Origin of the sequence: Candidatus Villigracilis vicinus (genome assembly GCF_016702885.1) — a bacterium.
Taxonomy (GTDB): Bacteria; Chloroflexota; Anaerolineae; order Anaerolineales; family Villigracilaceae; genus Villigracilis; species Villigracilis vicinus.
Genome location: NZ_JADJDD010000001.1, coordinates 477,906 through 497,351 on the forward strand (window position 1 = coordinate 477,906; position 19,446 = coordinate 497,351).

Sequence of the window (19,446 nt, forward strand, 5' to 3'; positions counted from 1 at the left end):
CCCATAGAATGGTTTTATTTTATGCCTGCAAATATTGGTTCAAAGACCGGTGTCAAAACTTCAGACCCAAATACAGAAAGATGATCATCGTCAAAATATAGCGGAATTCCGTCTATCGAGACCCTGCAAATGGATTCCTGGCAGAGTGTTTTCCAGGGCTCAATCAACTCTACTCCATACGAGTTCTTGAATTCATCCAATAGAAGCCTGGTTCGTTCGCTTCTAGCCAGGTATTCATCCAGTGTCGGTGCAATGAGGTTGTTAATGTCTCGTCCGGTACGGCTGGCTATAAAGTTGGCAGAAGGTACATCATATCCAACTTCTGGTATAGGCACAACGATGTATATATTCCTGTTCATGCTTTTTAGCGATTGAACAGTTCTCTCTAGACCAAGTCTTATCAATATTTCTGAATTTGCACCTTTGGGCGCTTCGTGATGAGTGTCTGTGAGGATATGATTTATGTCATCTTCCTGTTTGTACGGGGTTCCTTCCAAATAGAGTGTCATTCGGCTAACAAGCACTACGGTTCTTATCTCTGGATGAGCTTCGAGGTAATCGATAACCATTTTGTTGTACCTGTCACATGAAAGATCACCATACGAAGGAGTCGGTGTCATACCCATATAAGGCGGACATCCCTGAGCGTATGTAATAACACCGGATAGCTCGTAAATTTTAGATGCGTCATTTGCAGCTTTTCCAAGAGCAGGCGTGTGCGAGTCGCCCCATATCATGAAGGTTGAAACTTTAGTTTTATCTCCCACTTTACAAGTCAGTATCTCCTTAGGATTGTCTACATAATTGATATTACATTCTTCTAAAAACCACTGTCCTCCCTCTTCTCTTGAATATGGCAGTTTTGTAAGTCCGGCTCTGGTGAGAAGTCCATCGAAATAGTAAATCATTCCTGAGAGAAATAATACAAAAGACATAGCCCCTGCTGCTAGAATATAGATCTTTTGAGTATTGAATGTTTTTTGAGATCGAAACGGTGTTTCGATGAACCGCCAGGAAGCGGTGGAAACGAGTAAAATGCCGAAAATGATCAGCCATTGCTCGGTAACCGTTTCGGGGAGAATTAAATAATACCTAAAGAATACGAGAATGGGCCAATGCCATAGGTAAAGCGAATAGGAAATCTTTCCAATAAAAACAAGTGCGGGGAAACCTAATAACTTACCAGATGCACTTTCGCTTGTCGAGTTGCTGTAAATCACCAATGCTGTACCAAGTACCGGCGGAATTGCATTGAGGCCGGGGAATAATGTGTTTTCAGAGTACAGAAAAATAGGAGCGCTGAGTAATGCCAACCCCCCAAGCCCTAGAATATTATTGAACTTTTTGGCATTAAAGGCAGGGATAATATTTAAGGATAACAATGCCCCGGTTAGAAGCTCCCACATCCGATATTGAACGAGATAGAACGCTGCAGAAGTATCTTGTTTGGACTGGTATATTGCAAATCCAAGTGAGAGTCCGAAAACAAATATCAATACCAGATTCTTAAATTGTTTGGCATAAAGATACAGGATGATCATGAAGACTGGGAAGATGATATAGAATTGCTCTTCCACTGCCAACGACCATGTGTGAAGTAGTGGCTTTAATTGTGACGGGGCATCGAAATAACCAGCCTCCATCCAGAAGTTTATATTTGAATAAAACAATGTTGTTGCGATCAGGCTTTTCCCGACGGAGTGTAATTTTTCCGCATCAAATAAGACAAAACTTGCCAAAAGAACAAATAGAGTCACAACACTAAGCGCCGGGAGGATCCGCCGAATTCGTCGCTCGTAAAATTTACTGAAAGTGAATTCGCCACCCTCGATCTCGCGGGCGATGATGGCAGTGATCAAGAAGCCTGATATCACAAAGAAAACATCAACGCCAACATACCCTCCGGAAAACCCGGGTATGTTGGCGTGATTCAGTAAAACTGCCAATACTGCAATTGCGCGTAAACCATCAATGTCTTTTCGGTAATTTAATTTCATTAAGTTGTAATAGCCTACTTAAAAAACAGCAAGAGAGCCTTTGTGTACTAAATAGTTTTTGTTACTCTTTAGCGTATTAATCCATTATTTGCCACTAAGGCTGACAAACAATGGGTCGAAGATGTTAGATATATAATGAGCGCCGTATGTAGAAAGGTGATCATCGTCACGGTAAAGCGGCTGGTTGTCTGCCACTGCGAGGCATCTTTCTGAATCGCAAAGCACGGTGGAAGGGTCTACAACCAGAAGATTGTAACTTGCTGCGATCGCGTCAATGGAGTTGCGGGCATCCAGGTTGCGTACCAAATATTCCTGATATGTGGGGGCGATGATGGAGTTGACATCCCTCCCGGTTCTAGAGGCGATTGCATATGATGATGGAACATCGTATCCTATCTCTGGGATCCCGGCAATAATGACCACGCGCCGTCCCATGGCTGTGAGTTGGGTAACTGTTCGGTTTAATCCTAGATCGAACAGTTCTGCATTTGCGCCTTCCTTGTTATTCCAAACATCCAACTGCCGTTTGGTTGCTCCTTCTTCACCTTTGAATTTTCTTCCATCTGCTGAAATACTCCACCGACCCATCAAAATGACCGTTCTTAATTCCGGATGTTGTACAAGATAATTGAGCACCATATCGTTGTAGGTGCTGCAACTGCCAAGGAATTGATCCTGGCGGTCGATGCCGAGGAGTGGTGGACAGCCAGGCATGGCGGATATGTACCCGGTCACGCCTGAAGCGACAGCTGATTCATCCACTGCGGGTGCCACTGCCCGGGAGTGCGAGTCGCCCCAAAGAAGGAATTCGGGCTCTCCGCCATCCATGCCAATTGTGCAAAGAGAGACTTCTGCAGGCGGCTCTTTTCTGTGTTCTGTAATACAGCCGCCCCAACGCACCTTTTCGGCATCATCATCTCCTGAAGCGATTTGTGGAAAGCGTTGTGGAAAACCCTGATTGAGATAAATGAAAAGACTAATGGCAAATGTGACAGTCATTAGCCCAGCTCCAAGTACAAATGTACGCTGGCGTGTCCAAAAGACTCCAGAACGGAAGGGCGTTTCTATGAACATCCATGAGAGGGTTGAAAGCGTGAATGTCAAAGCCAGCCAAATAAGGGTATCCGTAATTGTTATTTCTCGGATGAGGTAATACTTTCCCATGACCAGAAGCGACCAATGCCATAAATAAAGCGAATAGGAGATCTTCCCAATGAATACAAGTGGAGGAAATCCAAGGATTTTCCGTATGAACGTATTTTCTTCCATTCCGCCGAAGAGAACCAAACCTGCACCCAACACGGGTAATGATGCCGCCCAGCCAGGGAAGGCTGTTTCTTCTGTAAGGAGTGTCACGCTTCCTGCGATTAGACCAAGTCCAACTGTGGATAAGAAGTTGCGAGCCTTAATTCCTGCACGGAACGAGTCACCGGATAACGCAAGTAAACTGCCTAGAAATAATTCCCATGCACGCAATGGCATGAAATAAAATGCTGCTGATGTATATTGATAGGTGGCATAAACGCTGGCAGCAAAGGAACCTAGCATAAGCAAAAGAATGATTTTTGAAAAATTAGACTTGAAGAACCGGGCGATCAACACCATCATGATCGGGAAGAATATATAAAATTGTTCTTCCACTGAAAGCGACCAGGTATGCAACAAGGGTTTGAGCGTGGAGGGATCTTCAAAATACCCCGATTCCCGCCAGAAGAGCATATTGGATAAAAAGACCGTGTTGGCTGCTGCGCTTCTGCTGATCTTTTCGAAATCAGGAGCGCCGTAAAGAAAAGCACCGGCGATCAGGACAAACCCGATCAAGGCAAAGACTGCCGGGTAAATGCGCCGAATGCGGCGTTCATAAAATCTGGTAAGACTGAACGTGCCGCTTTGAATCTCCCGAAAAATGATGCCCGTGATCAAAAACCCAGAGATGACAAAGAAAACATCGACACCAACGTAACCGCCGGAAAAGAAAGGAACCCCCGCATGATAGAAAATGACGGCAAGTACGGCAATGGCGCGCAACCCGTCGATGTCATCTCGATAAGTATGTTTCATTGAAATTTGGGGAGTTCCTTTTAGAACTATTTGATCTTTCTTTTCATTTCCTGGATCTGTTCTTCGCTCATGGCAGGGATGGTTTCCACTTTTGTGATTCCCAGCGCCTTTCGCTGTGCTTCGCGCCACATTTCCAACCGCGAGGTAACCTGGGCTTCGTATCCTTCTTGTGAGGGTGCGTAGAAGTATGTTCCCAAGAGTCGCTTTGGCAGGTATTGTTGCGGCGTAAAGTGACCTTCCATTTCGTGCGGATACACATAGTCTTTGCCATGACCCATGGCAGCGGCATCACGGTTACTGTCCATTAAGTGGCGTGGCACAGAGACTTGCCCTTCGTCTTCGATCTTTTTCATAGCCTTGAAGTAAGCGCCAGCACTGTTGGATTTTGGCGCAGTTGCAAGATAAAGCGTTGCTTCCACGATCGGATAGATGCCTTCCGGCAGCCCGATGAATTCAAATGCTTGTGCAGCGGAAGATGCCACTACAAGCCCCATGGGGTCTGCAATACCAATATCTTCTCCGGCGAGGATGATCAGCCTGCGGATGATGAACTTGGGGTCTTCCCCGGCGTAGATCATTTTTGCGAGCCAGTACAAAGCTGCGTCTGGGTCTGAGCCGCGTACAGACTTGATGAAGGCAGAGATGGTATCGTAATGAGCATCGCCATCTTTATCATACAGAACAGCACGACGCTGAATCGACTCTTGTGCCACATCCAATGTGATATGCACAATTCCATTCCCGTCTGGTGCTGTAGATTCAACAGCCAACTCCAGTGCGTTTAGAGCATTGCGGGCATCACCAGATGCAACCTCGATCAAATGAGAACGGGCATCCGGGTCAAATGTGATCTTTTTGTTCCCGTAGCCGCGTTCCTTATCAGCAAGAGCGCGATCCAAAAGAATGCCGGTTTCGTTTTGATTTAAGTTCCGTAATTGAAACACTCGCGAACGCGAGATCAACGCTTTAATAACTTCGAAATAAGGATTTTCGGTCGTTGCCCCAATGAGCGTGAAGGTGCCATTCTCAACATGCGGCAGAAGGGCATCTTGCTGTGCTTTGTTCCAGCGATGGACTTCATCTACAAAGAGAATGGTCTTTTCGTTGTTCAATCGCCTTCGTTCAAGAGCATCATCAATTGCAACGCGTAGATCAGCTTTGCCTGCAAGGATGGCGGAGATGGTGACAAAGTGGCTTTTTGTGGAATTGGCGATCACCTGTGCGAGGGTTGTTTTGCCAGTACCTGGAGGTCCCCAAAGGATGATGGAGGAGAAAAGTCTATCCGCTTCAATGGCGCGCCGTAATAATTTGCCTTCGCCAATGATGTGCTCCTGACCGATATATTCTTCCAAGATGCGCGGACGCATACGCGCGGCGAGCGGCGCTTCTGATTTCATGCGTTCCTGCATGGCGTGGTCAAAGAGGTCGGTCATGCTTGAGATTATAGCCTGAGCAGTTAAAACGAGGCGACTGCTTTGGCTTCGTCATCAAGGATTTCGATGTAAATATCAAAGCCGCCGAGGCTGAATATTTCTGCCAGGTTCGGTGCCAGGTTGCTTATTTTGATATAGGGCGATTTGTATGCACCGCTGCTCATTTTTTTTCGCAGCTCCTCATCGTTGACATCCTTATGGATGTCTCTTAATTTGTTGAAAAGATTATGGATGACGCGCAGCCCTGCACTGCTGATGCGTTTGACTTCGCTGAAATTCAAGAGCACATGGGTTGCGCCTTGTGCTAACTGTTCATCCACACAGCTCTGAAATACCTGAAAATTCGACGAATCGATATCACCAGAAATAGACAAAACGGTGACGGGGACACGTGCGTTCTGGACCCTGGTTGTAAAATTTAGCATGGGGAATTATCCTTTTCGTATTGAAGTGAGGCGGTTTTCAGAGATAGTCTTGTGTGTATTTTTAGCGCGGCGCAATATTGTACCCGATTGTCAGCGGCGGGAGATGGAGATACGGTCAAGAGTGGGGGGCAGCTCGCTGAGTTTACGCAGGCTAAAGTCCGGTTTGATGCGGTGCATGTCCTCATTTTTGAATTGAGCGCGACGGGTGAGCCAGATCGATGTAATGCCCAGTTGATTTGCTCCGAGGATATCTGCTTCAAGGCTGTCGCCGATCATTGCGGCTTCGTCAGGAGTGGCATTCCAATGTGCAAGGCAGATCTCAAATGCGCGTGGGTGCGGCTTGCGATAAAAACAGGCGGCGGAGGAAAGTACGAAATCGAAATAACGACGAATACCAAATGCCGCCACCATGTCTTGTACATCTTTATCATCGCCTGCATTGGAAAAAATCCCCAGCTTGTAATTTTGAGATTTGAGCGCTTCAAGGGTGCTGAGAGTATCTGACTCTAACAACCAGTTGGCTTGCGTAACAGTATACAAAGCATCCAAAGCAGACCTGAGAACAGATTCGGCAACATCGACTTGTCCCAACTCTTCAAGCAATTCGCGCAAGACGAGGTGATAGGTCGTTTCGTAGAAATCCTTATCCCGCCGTTCGTAATATTCATGCAAATGTGCCCTGAACACTTTCGAGTCAAGTTCGATGTTGTGGCGGCGCAGAGACTGTACCAGTGCCTCGTCTGCTTTCTCCAGTATGGGCGCCCAGTCTGCGGCGGAGTGCATCAGCGTTCCGCCAAGGTCAAAGATCAAATATCGGATCGGCATGGTCATGGTTTGATTCGGGCAGTCATCCAGAAGGGTTTATCATGGATGACTGCCCCGTGTATATGCTCAAAATGGGTGAATTACTGCTTGACGTAAAAAGTTCCTCTCTGCACAAGAGTGTTATCTGCATAAAGCTCCACGGTATATTCACCTTCAGTTAGGATAAACAGATTGGTAAAGCTGTATCCAAATGTTTTATACCAGGTGTTGCCTGCGCTAAGATCTTCCTCGGTGTAAATACGCAAGGATTGATCTTCGTACCCGTTACGGTAAACCTTCCATATCATAACGCTGGGTGCAGCGCCAGCGTAGTTGAATTCTATACTGAAGGTATCTTCTCCGTAGGGGATGATGTTATTTGGAGCGGGTTCGAAGCTTGTGATAAAGCCATCGGCATCGGTACCGGCGACCTGCCCGATCACAAAGGAGGTCACCTGCATCGATGCTTCTTTTGCCGGCAGGGTGCCAGTATATTCCAAAGATACTGTAGATTCTTTTATTCGCTTCATCTGTTTAAGGGCAAATTCGCGAACTGCATTGTGTTCGCCCAGGATCAAGCCGGCATCTGGTGCTTGGGTCCAACCCTTGGGATTGTTGTCCAACTGGTCGATCAGGTTTTGAAGGTCAAGTGCGCCTGCATCCATGTAAAACCAAAGTGAAGCGGATGGTTCGGTATTATTCTTATGGGCTTCATCCACCTGCTGTTGGGCTTCCTGAATTAGAAGGTCATATTGTATTTGTGAGTTTTCAAAATCTCCCTTGGCAAGATAGCTGATCGCCTGATTCATGCGCATGCCCAACACCTCTGGGTGTTCATTTAGGATGCGCTCATTTGTCTGTATTCCCAGATCGTATTGACCTGTTAGATAGTAGATCCAGCCGAGATTCCAATTTAGGCTGATATCATCCAGCCCTGCATTTCGTGCAGCTTCGATTTCGGAAATGGCGGTAGTCATATCGCCAAGTTCGTAGTAGGCGAGCCCACGTTCGTAATAGGCTTTTGCGTATTCCGGGTTCTCTTGAATGGCGAGACTGAATTTTTCAATTGCCTCTTTGTGCTTTGCCTGATAGACCAATCCCGTGCCATCTGCATATGCCTGAATGGCTTCCGCATTCACCTCGGGACGAATGAGCAATTCCACCAATGACCAGCCCAACCATACTACACACAGAGCGACAATACCGGAGCCCACCATAATGAAAAGCCAGCGAACTCGACCTTTGAGCGCCATTGAGAGACCGTATAGTGACAAGGACACGGTTAACAGCGTGATCTGCACGATGAGTGAGTCGGCAACATTATCAGTAAAATTTCCCAGATCTGATTCAGCGAGATATGTTTCCGAGAGGCGGGTTGCTTCCACTAGATAGGCATCTGATTCGTATTTATATGAATCAGGCCAACCCACATTCGGGTTGAAATATTCATCCCCCAGCATTTTGCTAAGCGGAATGATTTTTTCCTGCAATTGCCGGTAGCGTTCTTCGGCGGCTGTATCTCCATTTTGTTGGGCGGCAGTGATCTGCCAACTTAATTCCTCCCAGGTCTGGAAGGCACCCTGCCAGTCGTAGCTGAATTGGATCGAGCCGGTTACTTCACGTTTAGTTGCTTCGATGGAATACTGTTGTGCTCGGCGGCGAGCCTGATCTGAAATGTTCGCTGCGTAATTTTGAAAATAAGCTGTGATGGCAACCCAGATCGCCACTGTGGCGATCATGACCGTTGCCATATTCTCGAAGCGTTGTTCGGCTGGATTTTCGGTTTTCATAAAAGGAACCTTCCGATAATGATCCCGGCAATTCCTCCGAGACCGATCAACGAACCAAGGATAGCCCAGAGAAATTTAATATTCTTTTCAGTGGCTTGTGCCAATGTGAGGAACCAGAAGGAAAATGCAAACGCGATCATTGTAGAGGTCAGAAAGGATGATTGCCGCCGTAGCTTGTCTGACTCCTCAAAATATGGAGCAGCATCCAGGTCTGCACCCTGGGCATCCTGTGCAAATGCTTCCTGCAATTCGCGTTCCAGGTCGTATTGTCCATCGGGGTTGATGTAGCGCGGGCTGAAAAACACCGAACTGATACCGCTGGCAAGCCCCCAAACTTCGCGTTGGATGGCACCATTGCGTGCATCGGTTTCTGGATCTGCTGCCGGGTCATACATCAGGTTTCCAAACTCGTTATAACGCATGTAGCTGGTAAAAGCTCTGTAATGCTCATACCCATACACGTAGTTAACGATCTCGGCTTTTTGGGCGCGAATGGATGCATTTAAACCGGCGAAATCTGCGTCTCCTGCATTGGAAACCGCCACAGATGCCAGGCATGCCGCTGTTGCACCTAGAACAGTGACAATTGCAGTCAGGACTGCGATCAACGATTTGAAACTTTCTTGCTTCATAACTCATCTCCTTTGGCTGAAATGATAATTATGCGGCCCCTTTTAAATATATACCTGTTGGGTCTAATTCTTCGCGCAGGATTTTTAATTCCTTCTTTGTGACCTCGTCTGTGGTCTTCAGCGCATCTGCAACTTTGAGGTCCCAGCCCGTGTTGGATTTCGCCTCTTCCGCCGTTCGACCTGTGTGCAGCGCCGTAAGCATCATTTCTCCCGTTTCATCCGGTTCGAGGATCCCGATATCTGTAACGACTGCCAGCATTCCGCCGCCGCGCATACCGCGTGCCTGGCGTGCACCTTTGCCATCTATAAATCCTGCCGAGGTCATGAACTCTACTTTTTCGGGAAAACGGCGTTTCTGGTGGGGGGTCATGATGTAACATCGGTTTGCCCAGGCTGCAATTTCCTGCGAACCGCCCGACCCAGGTAAGCGGACTTTTGGTTGCGCATAGTCACCAATCGTCGTAGCATTGATATTCCCATACTTATCGATCTGTGCGCCACCCATGAAACCTACATCAACATTCCCGCGCTGAAGGTAGTTTGCAAAGATATCATACATGCTCACTACAGAAAGCGCGCCGCTCACGAGGGTTGGGTCACCAATGGAGAGGGGCAGGCGTTCCGGTTCGGCGCCGATCACGCCCGCTTCATAGATCATCACAAGATTGGGCGCGTGCGTACGTTTGGCAAGGTTGCAGGCGAGGTTGGGCTGACCGACGCCGACAAAGACCACGTCACCATCGCGTAAGAGGCGGGCGGCATTGATGATCATTAGCTCGGCGGAAGAGTATTTCAATTCAGGCATGGTTTCTCCTTATTGGATCGTCGTCAAAAAGTTCTTGATGAGCTCTGCTACTTCTTTTGGATATTCAAGAGGCAGAATGTGAGTGGCTTTTTCCATGGTGTGGATCTGTATCTTTGGATTCTTCTTTTTGACCAGTCTTTCGGCATTTGGCAAAAAAGTGTCGGTCTCTGCGCCACGAATGATGAGTGTAGGCACATCGAAACTGCCAATGCCATTCCAGAGGTCAAAATCGCGTAGCCCGGTCAGGTAAATGTGCGTTTCCCATTCAGGTGTGTAAACAAGCTCAAAACCGCTTCCATCTGATTTAGGTTTGGTGATCCCTGCAATATATCCTTTTAAACTTTCCTCGCTCATATAACGAAAGACGGGTTTCGTACGATAGCTGCGGTAGACTGTTTCCAGGTCTTTGAATTCGCGTCTGCGTTTTTTTGCAGCCGCGATGAGGGGGTGCGTTTTTTCTCCCAACCCAAGGGCGCGGGAGATATTCCACGCCACCAGCATCGGCGGAACAAAAAAGACCGGGTCAAGCAGAATAACAGCACGAAATTTCTGCGGGTCGCGCATTGCCGCGCGCAGGGTGACAATGCCTCCGATGGAATGACCAACTCCGATAACGGGATCCGTTCCACGGTCCGAGAGGAAGCGCAGCAGATCCTCAGAGTAAGGGTGCCAGTCCTGCAAATCCTTTTTATTTGCTCCTTCCCATAATGGACGGAGCTTCATCCCAAATACGTGAGAGATGGGTTTTAAGTGCTCCAGCAATGGAGCGTAACATTCAGGCGGATACCCGTTGGCGTGAAGGAAGTGAAGCGGGTCGCCGTTGCCGCCAAGATCGAAATGAGGAATGTTGTTCACTTTAATACTTGCCGTAATTAATTTTCTCGCTGTACTGTGCTTTGACCTTCAAGCGTTTATGCGCCTTTTCGCCGAGTTTTTTCCAATAGGCATTGCGGTCTTTCACACCATAAACCCATTCGTCAAGATATTTTTGAGTCAGTTCTTTCGACTCGCTGATCTTATCCCAAGCGAGGTAGAACTCGTTATCGCGGTCATAATAGCCCTGTGAGTAGGAAGGATGGCTTGCGAACGGAACATGACAGACGGCGCTGACAACGATGCCGGGGATCATGGTGCGGTTCGGGTCGGAGCGGATGACGGATTCGTCCACGATTTCTTCGGCGGTGAGGATGACTTTTTTAGCAGCAAAGGCGGCTTCTTTTTGTTCGCCGATGATGCCCCAAAGATGGGCATTGCCGTTTTTGTCGGCGCGTTGTACATGGACGATGGCAACGTCCGGATTAAGCGCCGGGACGACGATAACATCCTTGCCACCATACGGATCAGGAATGCGCTTGATCTGTGGGTTGACCTTTTCCAGGTCTTCTGCACCGGTTTGATTCATTGGTAGAAACGGAAGACCAGAGGCGCCCGCCTGTAACCGTGTGATCATTCCAAAGTGGGAATATTCCTCCCATTCCAATTCACCGCGTTCGATGGCACCACGGACGATGCGCAACGAACCCACACCCGGGTTGCCCATGTAGGAAAAGATGACCTTCTTTGCGCAGCCTGCCGCAACCATTTGGTCGTAGATCAGGTCAGGTGTAGCGCGCGCGAGGGTTAGGTCTTTCTTGCCTTGACGGATGATCTCATGCCCGGCAGCAAAAGGGATGAGATGAGTGAAACCTGCGGCGTAGACAACATCACCGTCGCTTACGAGTTCAGATATTGCTTGTTTGAGGGGAATCAGTTTTGACATAGAGTTACTTCTTATCCTTTTTATCTTTTCCTTCGCCGCCGCCACCACCACCGCCTTTTTTACCGGCTCTCATTTTTTGCCAGTAGCCTTTGAACCAGGTAAAACGCCCAGATGGAGGAGGGGGGGCTTTTTTTCTGCGGAAATAATACCCAATGGCGAACAGGATCATGGCAACGAAGAAATAATCAAAATCCACCTTGTCGGCAACATCAGACATGATGAAGAGGAGGAATACTCCTCCGCCCATGACAACGAAAAAGGTGCCCATACGGACTTCGATAGGATCATCGTTTTCCATGCTTGTATTTTACCGCAAGGGGCGAAGCGAAAATTATGGGATATATCCCCCGTTCGTTTTACAAAAAATATGGCGACGGTATTGTCGCCATATTTTAATTTTTGATAATGAATTTGCTGGAAAGTTCTTTGAGCGTTCCTGCTCCGGAGGAAAACATGCTGACCTCGATCTGCCGTTTGGTGAGCTTCATCATTTCAACAGCTCGTTCAGTGGAGACGGCGGCGGCTTTGAGGAATTCCCCTGCCATCCCACCAAGGGTTGCCCCCAGAGCGATGCATTTGGCGATATCGAGTCCATCTTTAATGCCGCCACTGGCGAAGACGGTCATTTCAGGAACAGCACGTTTAACATTCATCACCGCTTCGGCAGTTGGAATTCCCCACCCAACAAATGTGGCAGCAAGGCGGCGGGTAAATTCATCAGGTGCGCGATGCATTTCGACCTGCGACCAACTGGTGCCGCCTGCACCTGCCACGTCTATGGCTTGCACGCCGCATTCGGCAAGAACTTTGGCGGTCTTTTCAGAAAAGCCCCAGCCTACTTCTTTTGCGATGACGGGGACTCCGAGTTTCTTGCAGACTTCTTCGATCTTCCTGGTGATGCCGACCCAGTTCGTGTCGCCTGCGTCTTGTACCGCTTCTTGCAGCGGGTTGATGTGCAGGTACAGCGCATCCGCTTCAATCATTTCGACAGCTTTGCGGCATTGGTCTACGCCATAGCCATAATTGAATTGCACGGCTCCCAGGTTGGCAAATAATAGAATATCTGGTGCTACACGACGCACTTGAAAGGTCTTTGCTTGTTCGGGGTGTTCGATTGCGGCACGTTGACTTCCAACGCCCATTGCAATGCCGCATTCCTGCGCGGCTTCAGCGAGGCGCAAGTTGATGACCTCAGCTTCATCTGTGCCGCCTGTCATGGAGCTTACCAGTGTAGGTGAGGACAAGGTTTTGCCGAACAGGCTCAGACTGGTATTGATGCGGTCCAGGTCCAACTCGGGCAGGGCTTCATGGATAAAATGAACCTTCTCGAGCCCAGTCGTCAATGCAGAGCGGACATCCTGTTCTAAGTTAATTTTAATGTGATCGGCTTTTCGCTGGTCGATTGGCGCAACTTTTGTCATGAGGGGGTGTTCCTGTGTTTGATATGCTGGCTTGACAGTGCAAGCCAGGCGATTACAATTTACAATAAATTCCAACTGGAGGATGTTATGTCAGACACATATTCTGAATTGAAAGTAATTATCAAGGACCTGCTTGGTTCCGATGAGGAGAAGATCACGATGGAAGCCCGCTTCCGCGAAGACCTCGAGGCTGATTCGCTTGACCTCGTCGAATTGATCATGGCGTTCGAAGACAAATTCGGCGCTGAGATCTCCGACGAAGATGCTCAGAAGATCACCACTGTCGGCGAAGCCGTTAAGTACATCGAAGCCAACAAGAAGTAATTGATCGTTTGAGATTATAACCGTAGAGCCGCCTGTATCAGGCGGCTCTACGTGATTCTTGATAGGATTTGATTGCGCCCCCTCCGTTACTTCGTGACACCTCCCCCAAATATGACAGAAGTACCGTCATATTTGGGGGAGGTTGGGTTTATTGCAAGAGGGTCGGAATTTCTTCCGGGTGCTTGGCGACTTTGACGCCAGCAGCTTCGAGGGCTTTGACTTTGTCGGCTGCCGTTCCGGCGCCGCCTTCGATGATGGCACCGGCGTGCCCCATGCGTTTTCCGGGAGGGGCCGTCTGACCGGCGATGAAGGATGCGACGGGTTTGGTCATTTTGGTGCGAATGAATTCGGCAGCTTTTTCTTCTTCGTTGCCGCCGATCTCACCGATCATGATGACCTTTTCGGTTTTGGGGTCGTGTTCGAACATCTCAAGCACATCGGTAAAGTTGGTGCCATTGACCGGGTCGCCGCCAATGCCTACGCACGTAGATGCGCCCATGCCGAGGTTTTTCATGGCGTAGAGCACTTCATAGGTCAGAGTACCTGAACGGGAGACCACGCCAACGTTGCCGGGGATGGCGATGTTGCCGGGAATAATGCCAACTTTGGCTTCACCAGGGGTAAGCAGACCGGGGCAGTTCGGACCGATGAGGCGGACCTTCTTTTGGTCGAGATAGTTGCGGACGCGCATCATGTCGTGAATGACCACACCTTCGGTAATGCAGATGATGAGCGGAATGCCGGCATCTGCTGCTTCGAACATGGCGTCGGGTGCAAAGCGTGCAGGCACAAAGATGATGGTTGCATTGGCGTCGGTTGCATCCTTGGCAGATTTGACCGAGTCGAAAACCGGGATCTTTCCGTCCAAAACCCATTCACCGCCCTTGCCGGGGGTGATGCCGCCAACGATATTCGTGCCGTAGGCAGCCATTTGAGTGGTGTGAAATAAGCCTTCGTTACCAGTGATGCCCTGTACGAGAAGGCGGGTGTTTTTATCTACTAAGATACTCATGTGTTTATCCCTTTGCCGCAGCAACGGCTTTCTTGGCGGCGTCGGCGAGAGTTTCAGCGGTGATCATATTCGCGTTTTCGAGCAGGCGGCGACCTTCTTCCGCGTTGGTTCCAACAAGACGGACGACCATCGGCACTTTCGGTTTGACTTCATCCATTGCAACTAGAATGCCTTTGGCGACTTCGTCACAGCGGGTGATGCCGCCGAAGATGTTGAAGAGCACGGCTTTGACGTTCGGGTCGGTCAGGATGATGCGCATGGCGGCGGCAACTTTTTCCGCGCCTGCGCCGCCGCCAATGTCCAGGAAGTTGGCGGGTTCGCCGCCGAAGAGTTTGATCACGTCCATGCTGGTCATTGCCAGACCGGCGCCGTTGACCATACAGCCAATGTCGCCATCCAGTTTGATGAAGGACAGACCATACTTGCGCGCTTCGATCTCAGCGGGGGCGTCTTCGTCTGTGTCGCGCATTTCGGCAAGCTCGGGCTGGCGGAAGAGCGCATTGTCATCGATCATCATCTTGCCATCGAGGGCAAGCATTTTCTTATCTTTGGTGATGACCAATGGATTGATCTCAGCCAGAGAAGCGTCGGTGCTTTGATAGACTTGCCATAAACCCATGGCGATCTTGGTGAAGTCGCGCCAGTAATCGCGGGGCAGGTCAATGGCAACTGCAACGTCGCGCGCCTGGTATTCACGCAAGCCAAGCAGCGGGTCAATGTTGACCTTGATGATCTTCTCAGGGGTTTTGGCGGCAACTTCTTCAATATCCACGCCGCCAGCAGCAGAGATGATCAGCACCGGCTTTTTAGCGGCGCGGTCATCGGTAATGGCGAAGTAGATTTCCTGGTCAATGGCGGAGGCTTCATCCACCAATACCTTGCGCACCGGAAGACCTTTGATCTCCATGCCCAGGATCTGAGTGGCGAGTTGTTCGGCTTCGGCAGGGTCTTTGGCGAGCTTTACGCCGCCGGCTTTTCCGCGTCCGCCCACCAATACCTGAGACTTAACAACAACGCGACCACCAAGCTCTTCTGCAATCTGTTTTGCTTCTTGAGCGGTAGTCGCAACGCGTCCCTTGGGGATCGGGATGCCGAATTTCGAAAAAATATTCTTGGATTGGTATTCGTGGAGTTTCATTATTCTCCCTCGGGGGATGATTTTTTTGCTTGTAAGCATCGGCATTATACCACCATCGAAATACAAGCCGGTTACAACTCGCCTATAAAAAAACATACCCTTGAAGGAGAAGCTTCAAGGGTATGTTTTCATCTCTTTACGGCAGTGTAAACCTCAATATTCGATTAAACATCGCGTCGGTCACCCAGACATGTCCATCAGAGTCTATGGTAATACCGGATGTGAGACCGAAACCTTCGGCGGTATCACTGTAATCGCCCCAAACCCGTACGATCTCTCCGTTCGGGTCGAACTCGATGACACGATACCCTTCCGGATCGGTGATGAAGACATGCAGATTGTCATCCACTGCAATGAAGGGTTTGTTTTCAAGAGAGGTACTGAACCAGCCATACACATCCCATTGTTTATCCGGCAGGAAGGTGAGAACACCATCCGTTTCCACTCGGGAGAAGGTTTGTACGCGGCGGTTCCAGGTGTCGGTTACATATACTGTTCCATTGCGGTCAATGGCAACGCCGACCGGCTCATCGAATAAGCCTGGATCGAAGCCCGTGCCGCCAAATTCTGTGATGTACTTTCCATCCGCATCGAACACAACGATGCGCTTGTTCCCTGTATCTGTGACATAAACCCGCCCTTCGGCGTCAACCGCCAGTCCGCGTGGTCCATAGAACGAGCTTTCGCCTCCCTGACCGAATATACCCCATTCGGTGATGTACTTCCCATCGGGAGTGAACTTTTGGACGCGGTGATTCCAGGTATCTGTTACATACACAGAACCATCGGGTCCAACGGCAATGCCCCAAGGTTCGTTGAATGTACCGGGTCCGGTCTGTACGTTTACGCCATCAGCGAAGGAACCCCACTGATGCAGGATTTTTCCAGTTGGGTCAAGGTGCAAGATGCGGTGATTACGGGAATCAGCCACATAGAATGTCCCGTTGGGTGCGAAGGACAGTGAGCGTGGACCGTTAAGGTCAACGGGTTCCGCTTGAGAGTTATCCACAATACGGTCTGCAAATAGTTGAATGTATTTGCCTTCGGTTGGGTCTTCTATTACTTCTGTGCTGGTTCCTTCAACGCCATAGTTCCAAATTTGTGAAGCAACATCTTTTCGGATATAAAGCCGCATCTGGTCACCGGGTTGCCAGGTGGCAAGGGTTAGGTCACTGCGCCCCTTGGCTGCAGCGTATTGGCTGTAATCACGGTTAAGCCATATCTGGAAGATGCCCGCACGAATATTTGGGTCTGTGAAGCCTTCACAGAAACGGGAATAATCCTTCGTTTTTGAAAATTTTAGAAAGCTTAATAGTCCTTTGCAAGAATAATTCTCATCAAAGGGAATGCTTGGATCGCGGTCACTGACGAGACCAAAATAATCCTGCATGGGCCACCACATACGGACGTAGTCCACGCGGTAGTAGCCGGGACCAATGGCTGGATCGATCTTGTCGAAATTTTTCTCATCGACAATAATGACCACCGATTCTCGTAAAGATCGCGTGGGCTGGTCGAAGGAACGCTGATTGGTAAAATCGCGCAAATACCATACAAAGGGCCAGGATACACCCGTATCTGGCGCAGAAGCATCGTAGGCGATGGCAATATCCATACCGCCTGTGGTTCGTTTAGAGATCTCCTTTGCCTGCTCTGTTACTTCCTTGATTCCCGATGCACCGTGCGCATAAACAAGGAATTCGGTTGCCTGATCGTAGGTGATGTATGAGGCACGGAATGCCGCCCGGGCGGTGAATACCGCCAGAAGACCGAATACTACAAGGGTGAAAATGTGACGCACATCCTTGAATGTCCATTCGCGTAGAAGATAGACTATGGCTACTGCGCTTATGATGGAAACAATCAGCGGCAAGAGGAAGAGATTTGTCGCTTGTAATTGTTCCAGGGATTGCCCTTGAAATGGAAGAGGGGTTTTATTCCAGGCATAAAGTGTATTTGCAAGGCTGGCAATAAAGGTGGCTACTGCCGCCAAGCCAAGCGGGATCTTGTTCCCTTTTAGTCCTTCCCAGTTCGTGGTGTCAATAATATGCCCCAGTGCCCAACCCGTGATGAGAATCATCGGCATGGTGATGTGGTATGTCAGCCAGGGCATCCTTTCACCGGCATAGGTGAAGGCGAAGAAGCTGGAAATACTCCACCAAACGAGCAGCGAGAACATATTCACAAAATTAATTTCGCGGGTGAAACTTTCCAGCAACTCCGGTGTGGGAGGGATTTTCGGCTTTGCTGTATCCAACGACATATTTAAATCATCGTCGTTTACGGTTGCCCAACCTCCGTCGAGGCTGCCATCAACCATGTCTTCTTCCCACTCAACCGGCAGGGTTACTTTACGACGCAAGCCTACTATAATGGCGAGAATCAACCCGATGGCGGGCAGGAATTCGTACACGGGGATCTGGATGAGTAGATAGTAATACCATGGCTGGCTGCCACGTTCCACGCCTTGTTGAACAAGCCAGTAACCGAGTGAACCGATCGTACCGGTAAAGAAACCATTTGGATTTGTAAAGACGGTTGTGTAGAGAATGGTGTACGGCACCCAAAACACAAGGGAAGTCTTCCACCATTTTTCGGGGTTCCAGATCAATCCGATGGCAATGGCTGCCAAGAATGTAACCAACAGACAGGCTCCAATAATGAGGATGGAGCGTATGTCTCCTGTAAGGGCGTTGATCTCCGGGGCAGTGGTTGGAATGGTGATACCAGTCAGTTTGATCAAGAACGGCGAGAGCTGCGGGAGAACGATCGTGCCGGTGATCATAAGTAATTCAAAGGTTCGATTTGTGCGCAGGCGTTCCCATGTGTATCCCCGGATAAGAAAATACCCAGTGACAATCAGGGCGGCAAGTGCAGCTGCGGCGAGGGCAAAAGTTAAAGAAGCTGAAGCAGGTTCCGCTGAAGGCTGAAGCGGAGTGTCTGGGTTGGCAGGCAGGGCGGTTTCGGCGCCGGTCAGTGTTGCTGCATCTCGGCTGTAAAGTGCGTATCCGGCAGTAGCCCCTGCGAGTAAGATCGTTACACAAAGAGAAATGATAAAGGCGCGATAGTCACCTGAAGCGCCGCGCCATGGTGTGCGCGATACTTGAATAATAAAGTAGACCGCAAGGTAGATCAGGGCTTGCGCTGTGTAAATAAATGAAGTTTCCTTGGCTGTGAAGTGCAGCATGAGGACGGCTGCAAGGATGTAGAGGTATTTTTTTCCGCCAGACTCAAGGTGACGGAGAATTGCATATAGCATGACAATTCCGGAGAACCCTACAAAGGATTCATTGCGCACATAACGCCCGTAATAAAGCATGTAAGGTGAAATTACGAGCAGGAAGCCGGCAATTAAGGCACCCCACTTGCCCAGGTATTTACGCCAGTACCAGACCATTCCAATAGTGGCAATACTGAATAGGACGGCGGGAATGCGGGATGTGAAGTCGCTTACGCCAAAAATAAAATAGGACAGGGCGACGATGTGGAATTGGAATGGACCATGCATCATCGGAGTATGTTCGTACCCCTGTCCGCGGTAAAGCAGCCATGAAAAATAAGTATGCAGGCTTTCATCATGGCTCATGACACGCGGTTCGAGATGATAAAAGCGTGTGGCAATGGCAAGCAGGATCACCAAAGCAAAGACCAGAACCTCGTTCGTGATGGCGGGGAGTGTAGGATGGATGGGACGCTCGAGCCAATTTCGTTTCGAATCCATTGAAAAATCACCTTTTCTTGTGAAATATACGCAATAAAATCCTGCGAATGATATTCCCTAAAGTTTAATACGATGTGAGAGGTATTATATCAGGACGAATGTTTTGGCACGAAAAACCAGCGAT

Annotated in this window: 16 protein-coding genes; 1 reads left to right on the plus strand and 15 read right to left on the minus strand. The window is 49.1% G+C overall.

Annotation, left to right across the window (positions count from 1 at the left end; all coding sequences use genetic code 11):
• Window positions 1–14: 14 nt before the first annotated feature.
• The 12 genes from IPG80_RS02380 to fni all read right to left on the minus strand — a co-directional run bounded on the left by IPG80_RS02380 (window position 15) and on the right by fni (window position 13,127).
• Window positions 15–1,997 (minus strand): acyltransferase family protein, encoded by a 1,983-nt coding sequence (locus tag IPG80_RS02380; RefSeq protein ID WP_345102273.1) that lies wholly within the window; start codon window positions 1,995–1,997, stop codon window positions 15–17.
• Window positions 1,998–2,081: 84 nt separating this feature from the next.
• Entirely contained in the window at window positions 2,082–4,058 is a 1,977-nt protein-coding gene (locus tag IPG80_RS02385; protein ID WP_345102276.1) for an acyltransferase family protein, read from the minus strand.
• Window positions 4,059–4,084: 26 nt separating this feature from the next.
• A complete protein-coding gene (locus tag IPG80_RS02390) occupies window positions 4,085–5,491 on the minus strand; it encodes an AAA family ATPase (protein ID WP_345102278.1) in 1,407 nt (468 codons plus the stop codon).
• Between the two features lie 23 nt (window positions 5,492–5,514).
• Window positions 5,515–5,916 carry an STAS domain-containing protein gene (locus IPG80_RS02395; RefSeq protein ID WP_345102280.1) on the minus strand — a complete coding sequence of 134 codons (402 nt, stop codon included), beginning with the start codon at window positions 5,914–5,916 and terminating at the stop codon, window positions 5,515–5,517.
• 90 nt (window positions 5,917–6,006) lie between these two features.
• Complete coding sequence (locus IPG80_RS02400; RefSeq protein WP_345102282.1) at window positions 6,007–6,747, minus strand: HAD family hydrolase; 741 nt, start codon at window positions 6,745–6,747, stop codon at window positions 6,007–6,009.
• Window positions 6,748–6,821: 74 nt separating this feature from the next.
• Entirely contained in the window at window positions 6,822–8,510 is a 1,689-nt protein-coding gene (locus IPG80_RS02405; protein ID WP_345102284.1) for a tetratricopeptide repeat protein, read from the minus strand.
• Complete coding sequence (locus IPG80_RS02410) at window positions 8,507–9,142, minus strand: hypothetical protein (protein ID WP_345102286.1); 636 nt, start codon at window positions 9,140–9,142, stop codon at window positions 8,507–8,509. Before IPG80_RS02410 ends, IPG80_RS02405 begins: the two co-directional genes overlap by 4 nt.
• Before the next feature lie 28 nt (window positions 9,143–9,170).
• Window positions 9,171–9,947 (minus strand): CoA-transferase, encoded by a 777-nt coding sequence (locus tag IPG80_RS02415; RefSeq protein ID WP_345102288.1) that lies wholly within the window; start codon window positions 9,945–9,947, stop codon window positions 9,171–9,173.
• A 9-nt stretch (window positions 9,948–9,956) separates the two neighbouring features.
• Entirely contained in the window at window positions 9,957–10,802 is an 846-nt protein-coding gene (locus IPG80_RS02420; RefSeq protein WP_345102290.1) for an alpha/beta hydrolase, read from the minus strand.
• A 1-nt stretch (window position 10,803) separates the two neighbouring features.
• Window positions 10,804–11,706: a CoA-transferase gene (locus tag IPG80_RS02425; RefSeq protein WP_345102292.1), complete on the minus strand. Its 903-nt coding sequence runs from the start codon at window positions 11,704–11,706 to the stop codon at window positions 10,804–10,806.
• Window positions 11,707–11,710: 4 nt separating this feature from the next.
• Window positions 11,711–12,004, minus strand: coding sequence for a hypothetical protein (locus IPG80_RS02430; RefSeq protein ID WP_345102294.1), 294 nt, complete (start codon window positions 12,002–12,004; stop codon window positions 11,711–11,713).
• A gap of 94 nt (window positions 12,005–12,098) precedes the next feature.
• Window positions 12,099–13,127 carry a type 2 isopentenyl-diphosphate Delta-isomerase gene (gene fni, locus IPG80_RS02435; protein WP_345102296.1) on the minus strand — a complete coding sequence of 343 codons (1,029 nt, stop codon included), beginning with the start codon at window positions 13,125–13,127 and terminating at the stop codon, window positions 12,099–12,101.
• A gap of 87 nt (window positions 13,128–13,214) precedes the next feature.
• On the opposite strand from fni, the gene acpP reads away from it, so the two are divergent.
• Window positions 13,215–13,451, plus strand: a complete 237-nt coding sequence (gene acpP / locus IPG80_RS02440; RefSeq protein ID WP_345102298.1) for an acyl carrier protein — start codon at window positions 13,215–13,217, stop codon at window positions 13,449–13,451.
• A 148-nt stretch (window positions 13,452–13,599) separates the two neighbouring features.
• Here acpP and sucD read toward each other — a convergent pair whose 3' ends face one another.
• The 3 genes from sucD to IPG80_RS02455 form a co-directional block, all read right to left on the minus strand.
• Window positions 13,600–14,463, minus strand: a complete 864-nt coding sequence (gene sucD / locus IPG80_RS02445; RefSeq protein WP_345102300.1) for a succinate--CoA ligase subunit alpha — start codon at window positions 14,461–14,463, stop codon at window positions 13,600–13,602.
• A gap of 4 nt (window positions 14,464–14,467) precedes the next feature.
• Complete coding sequence (gene sucC / locus IPG80_RS02450) at window positions 14,468–15,601, minus strand: ADP-forming succinate--CoA ligase subunit beta (RefSeq protein ID WP_345102302.1); 1,134 nt, start codon at window positions 15,599–15,601, stop codon at window positions 14,468–14,470.
• Window positions 15,602–15,737: 136 nt separating this feature from the next.
• The gene (locus IPG80_RS02455) at window positions 15,738–19,322 is read right to left on the minus strand and encodes a flippase activity-associated protein Agl23 (RefSeq protein ID WP_345102304.1); all 3,585 of its coding nucleotides are present in this window, start codon (window positions 19,320–19,322) and stop codon (window positions 15,738–15,740) included.
• Window positions 19,323–19,446: the final 124 nt, after the last annotated feature.

Coding starts and splice junctions, on each gene's coding strand:
- acpP (WP_345102298.1), top strand. CDS start 13,215: ATGTCAGACACATATTCTGAATTGAAAGTAATTATCAAGGACCTGCTT.
- IPG80_RS02380 (WP_345102273.1), bottom strand. CDS start 1,997: ATGAAATTAAATTACCGAAAAGACATTGATGGTTTACGCGCAATTGCA.
- sucD (WP_345102300.1), bottom strand. CDS start 14,463: ATGAGTATCTTAGTAGATAAAAACACCCGCCTTCTCGTACAGGGCATC.
- IPG80_RS02385 (WP_345102276.1), bottom strand. CDS start 4,058: ATGAAACATACTTATCGAGATGACATCGACGGGTTGCGCGCCATTGCC.
- IPG80_RS02395 (WP_345102280.1), bottom strand. CDS start 5,916: ATGCTAAATTTTACAACCAGGGTCCAGAACGCACGTGTCCCCGTCACC.
- fni (WP_345102296.1), bottom strand. CDS start 13,127: ATGACAAAAGTTGCGCCAATCGACCAGCGAAAAGCCGATCACATTAAA.
- IPG80_RS02390 (WP_345102278.1), bottom strand. CDS start 5,491: ATGACCGACCTCTTTGACCACGCCATGCAGGAACGCATGAAATCAGAA.
- IPG80_RS02415 (WP_345102288.1), bottom strand. CDS start 9,947: ATGCCTGAATTGAAATACTCTTCCGCCGAGCTAATGATCATCAATGCC.
- IPG80_RS02425 (WP_345102292.1), bottom strand. CDS start 11,706: ATGTCAAAACTGATTCCCCTCAAACAAGCAATATCTGAACTCGTAAGC.
- IPG80_RS02410 (WP_345102286.1), bottom strand. CDS start 9,142: ATGAAGCAAGAAAGTTTCAAATCGTTGATCGCAGTCCTGACTGCAATT.
- IPG80_RS02405 (WP_345102284.1), bottom strand. CDS start 8,510: ATGAAAACCGAAAATCCAGCCGAACAACGCTTCGAGAATATGGCAACG.
- sucC (WP_345102302.1), bottom strand. CDS start 15,601: ATGAAACTCCACGAATACCAATCCAAGAATATTTTTTCGAAATTCGGC.
- IPG80_RS02430 (WP_345102294.1), bottom strand. CDS start 12,004: ATGGAAAACGATGATCCTATCGAAGTCCGTATGGGCACCTTTTTCGTT.
- IPG80_RS02455 (WP_345102304.1), bottom strand. CDS start 19,322: ATGGATTCGAAACGAAATTGGCTCGAGCGTCCCATCCATCCTACACTC.
- IPG80_RS02400 (WP_345102282.1), bottom strand. CDS start 6,747: ATGACCATGCCGATCCGATATTTGATCTTTGACCTTGGCGGAACGCTG.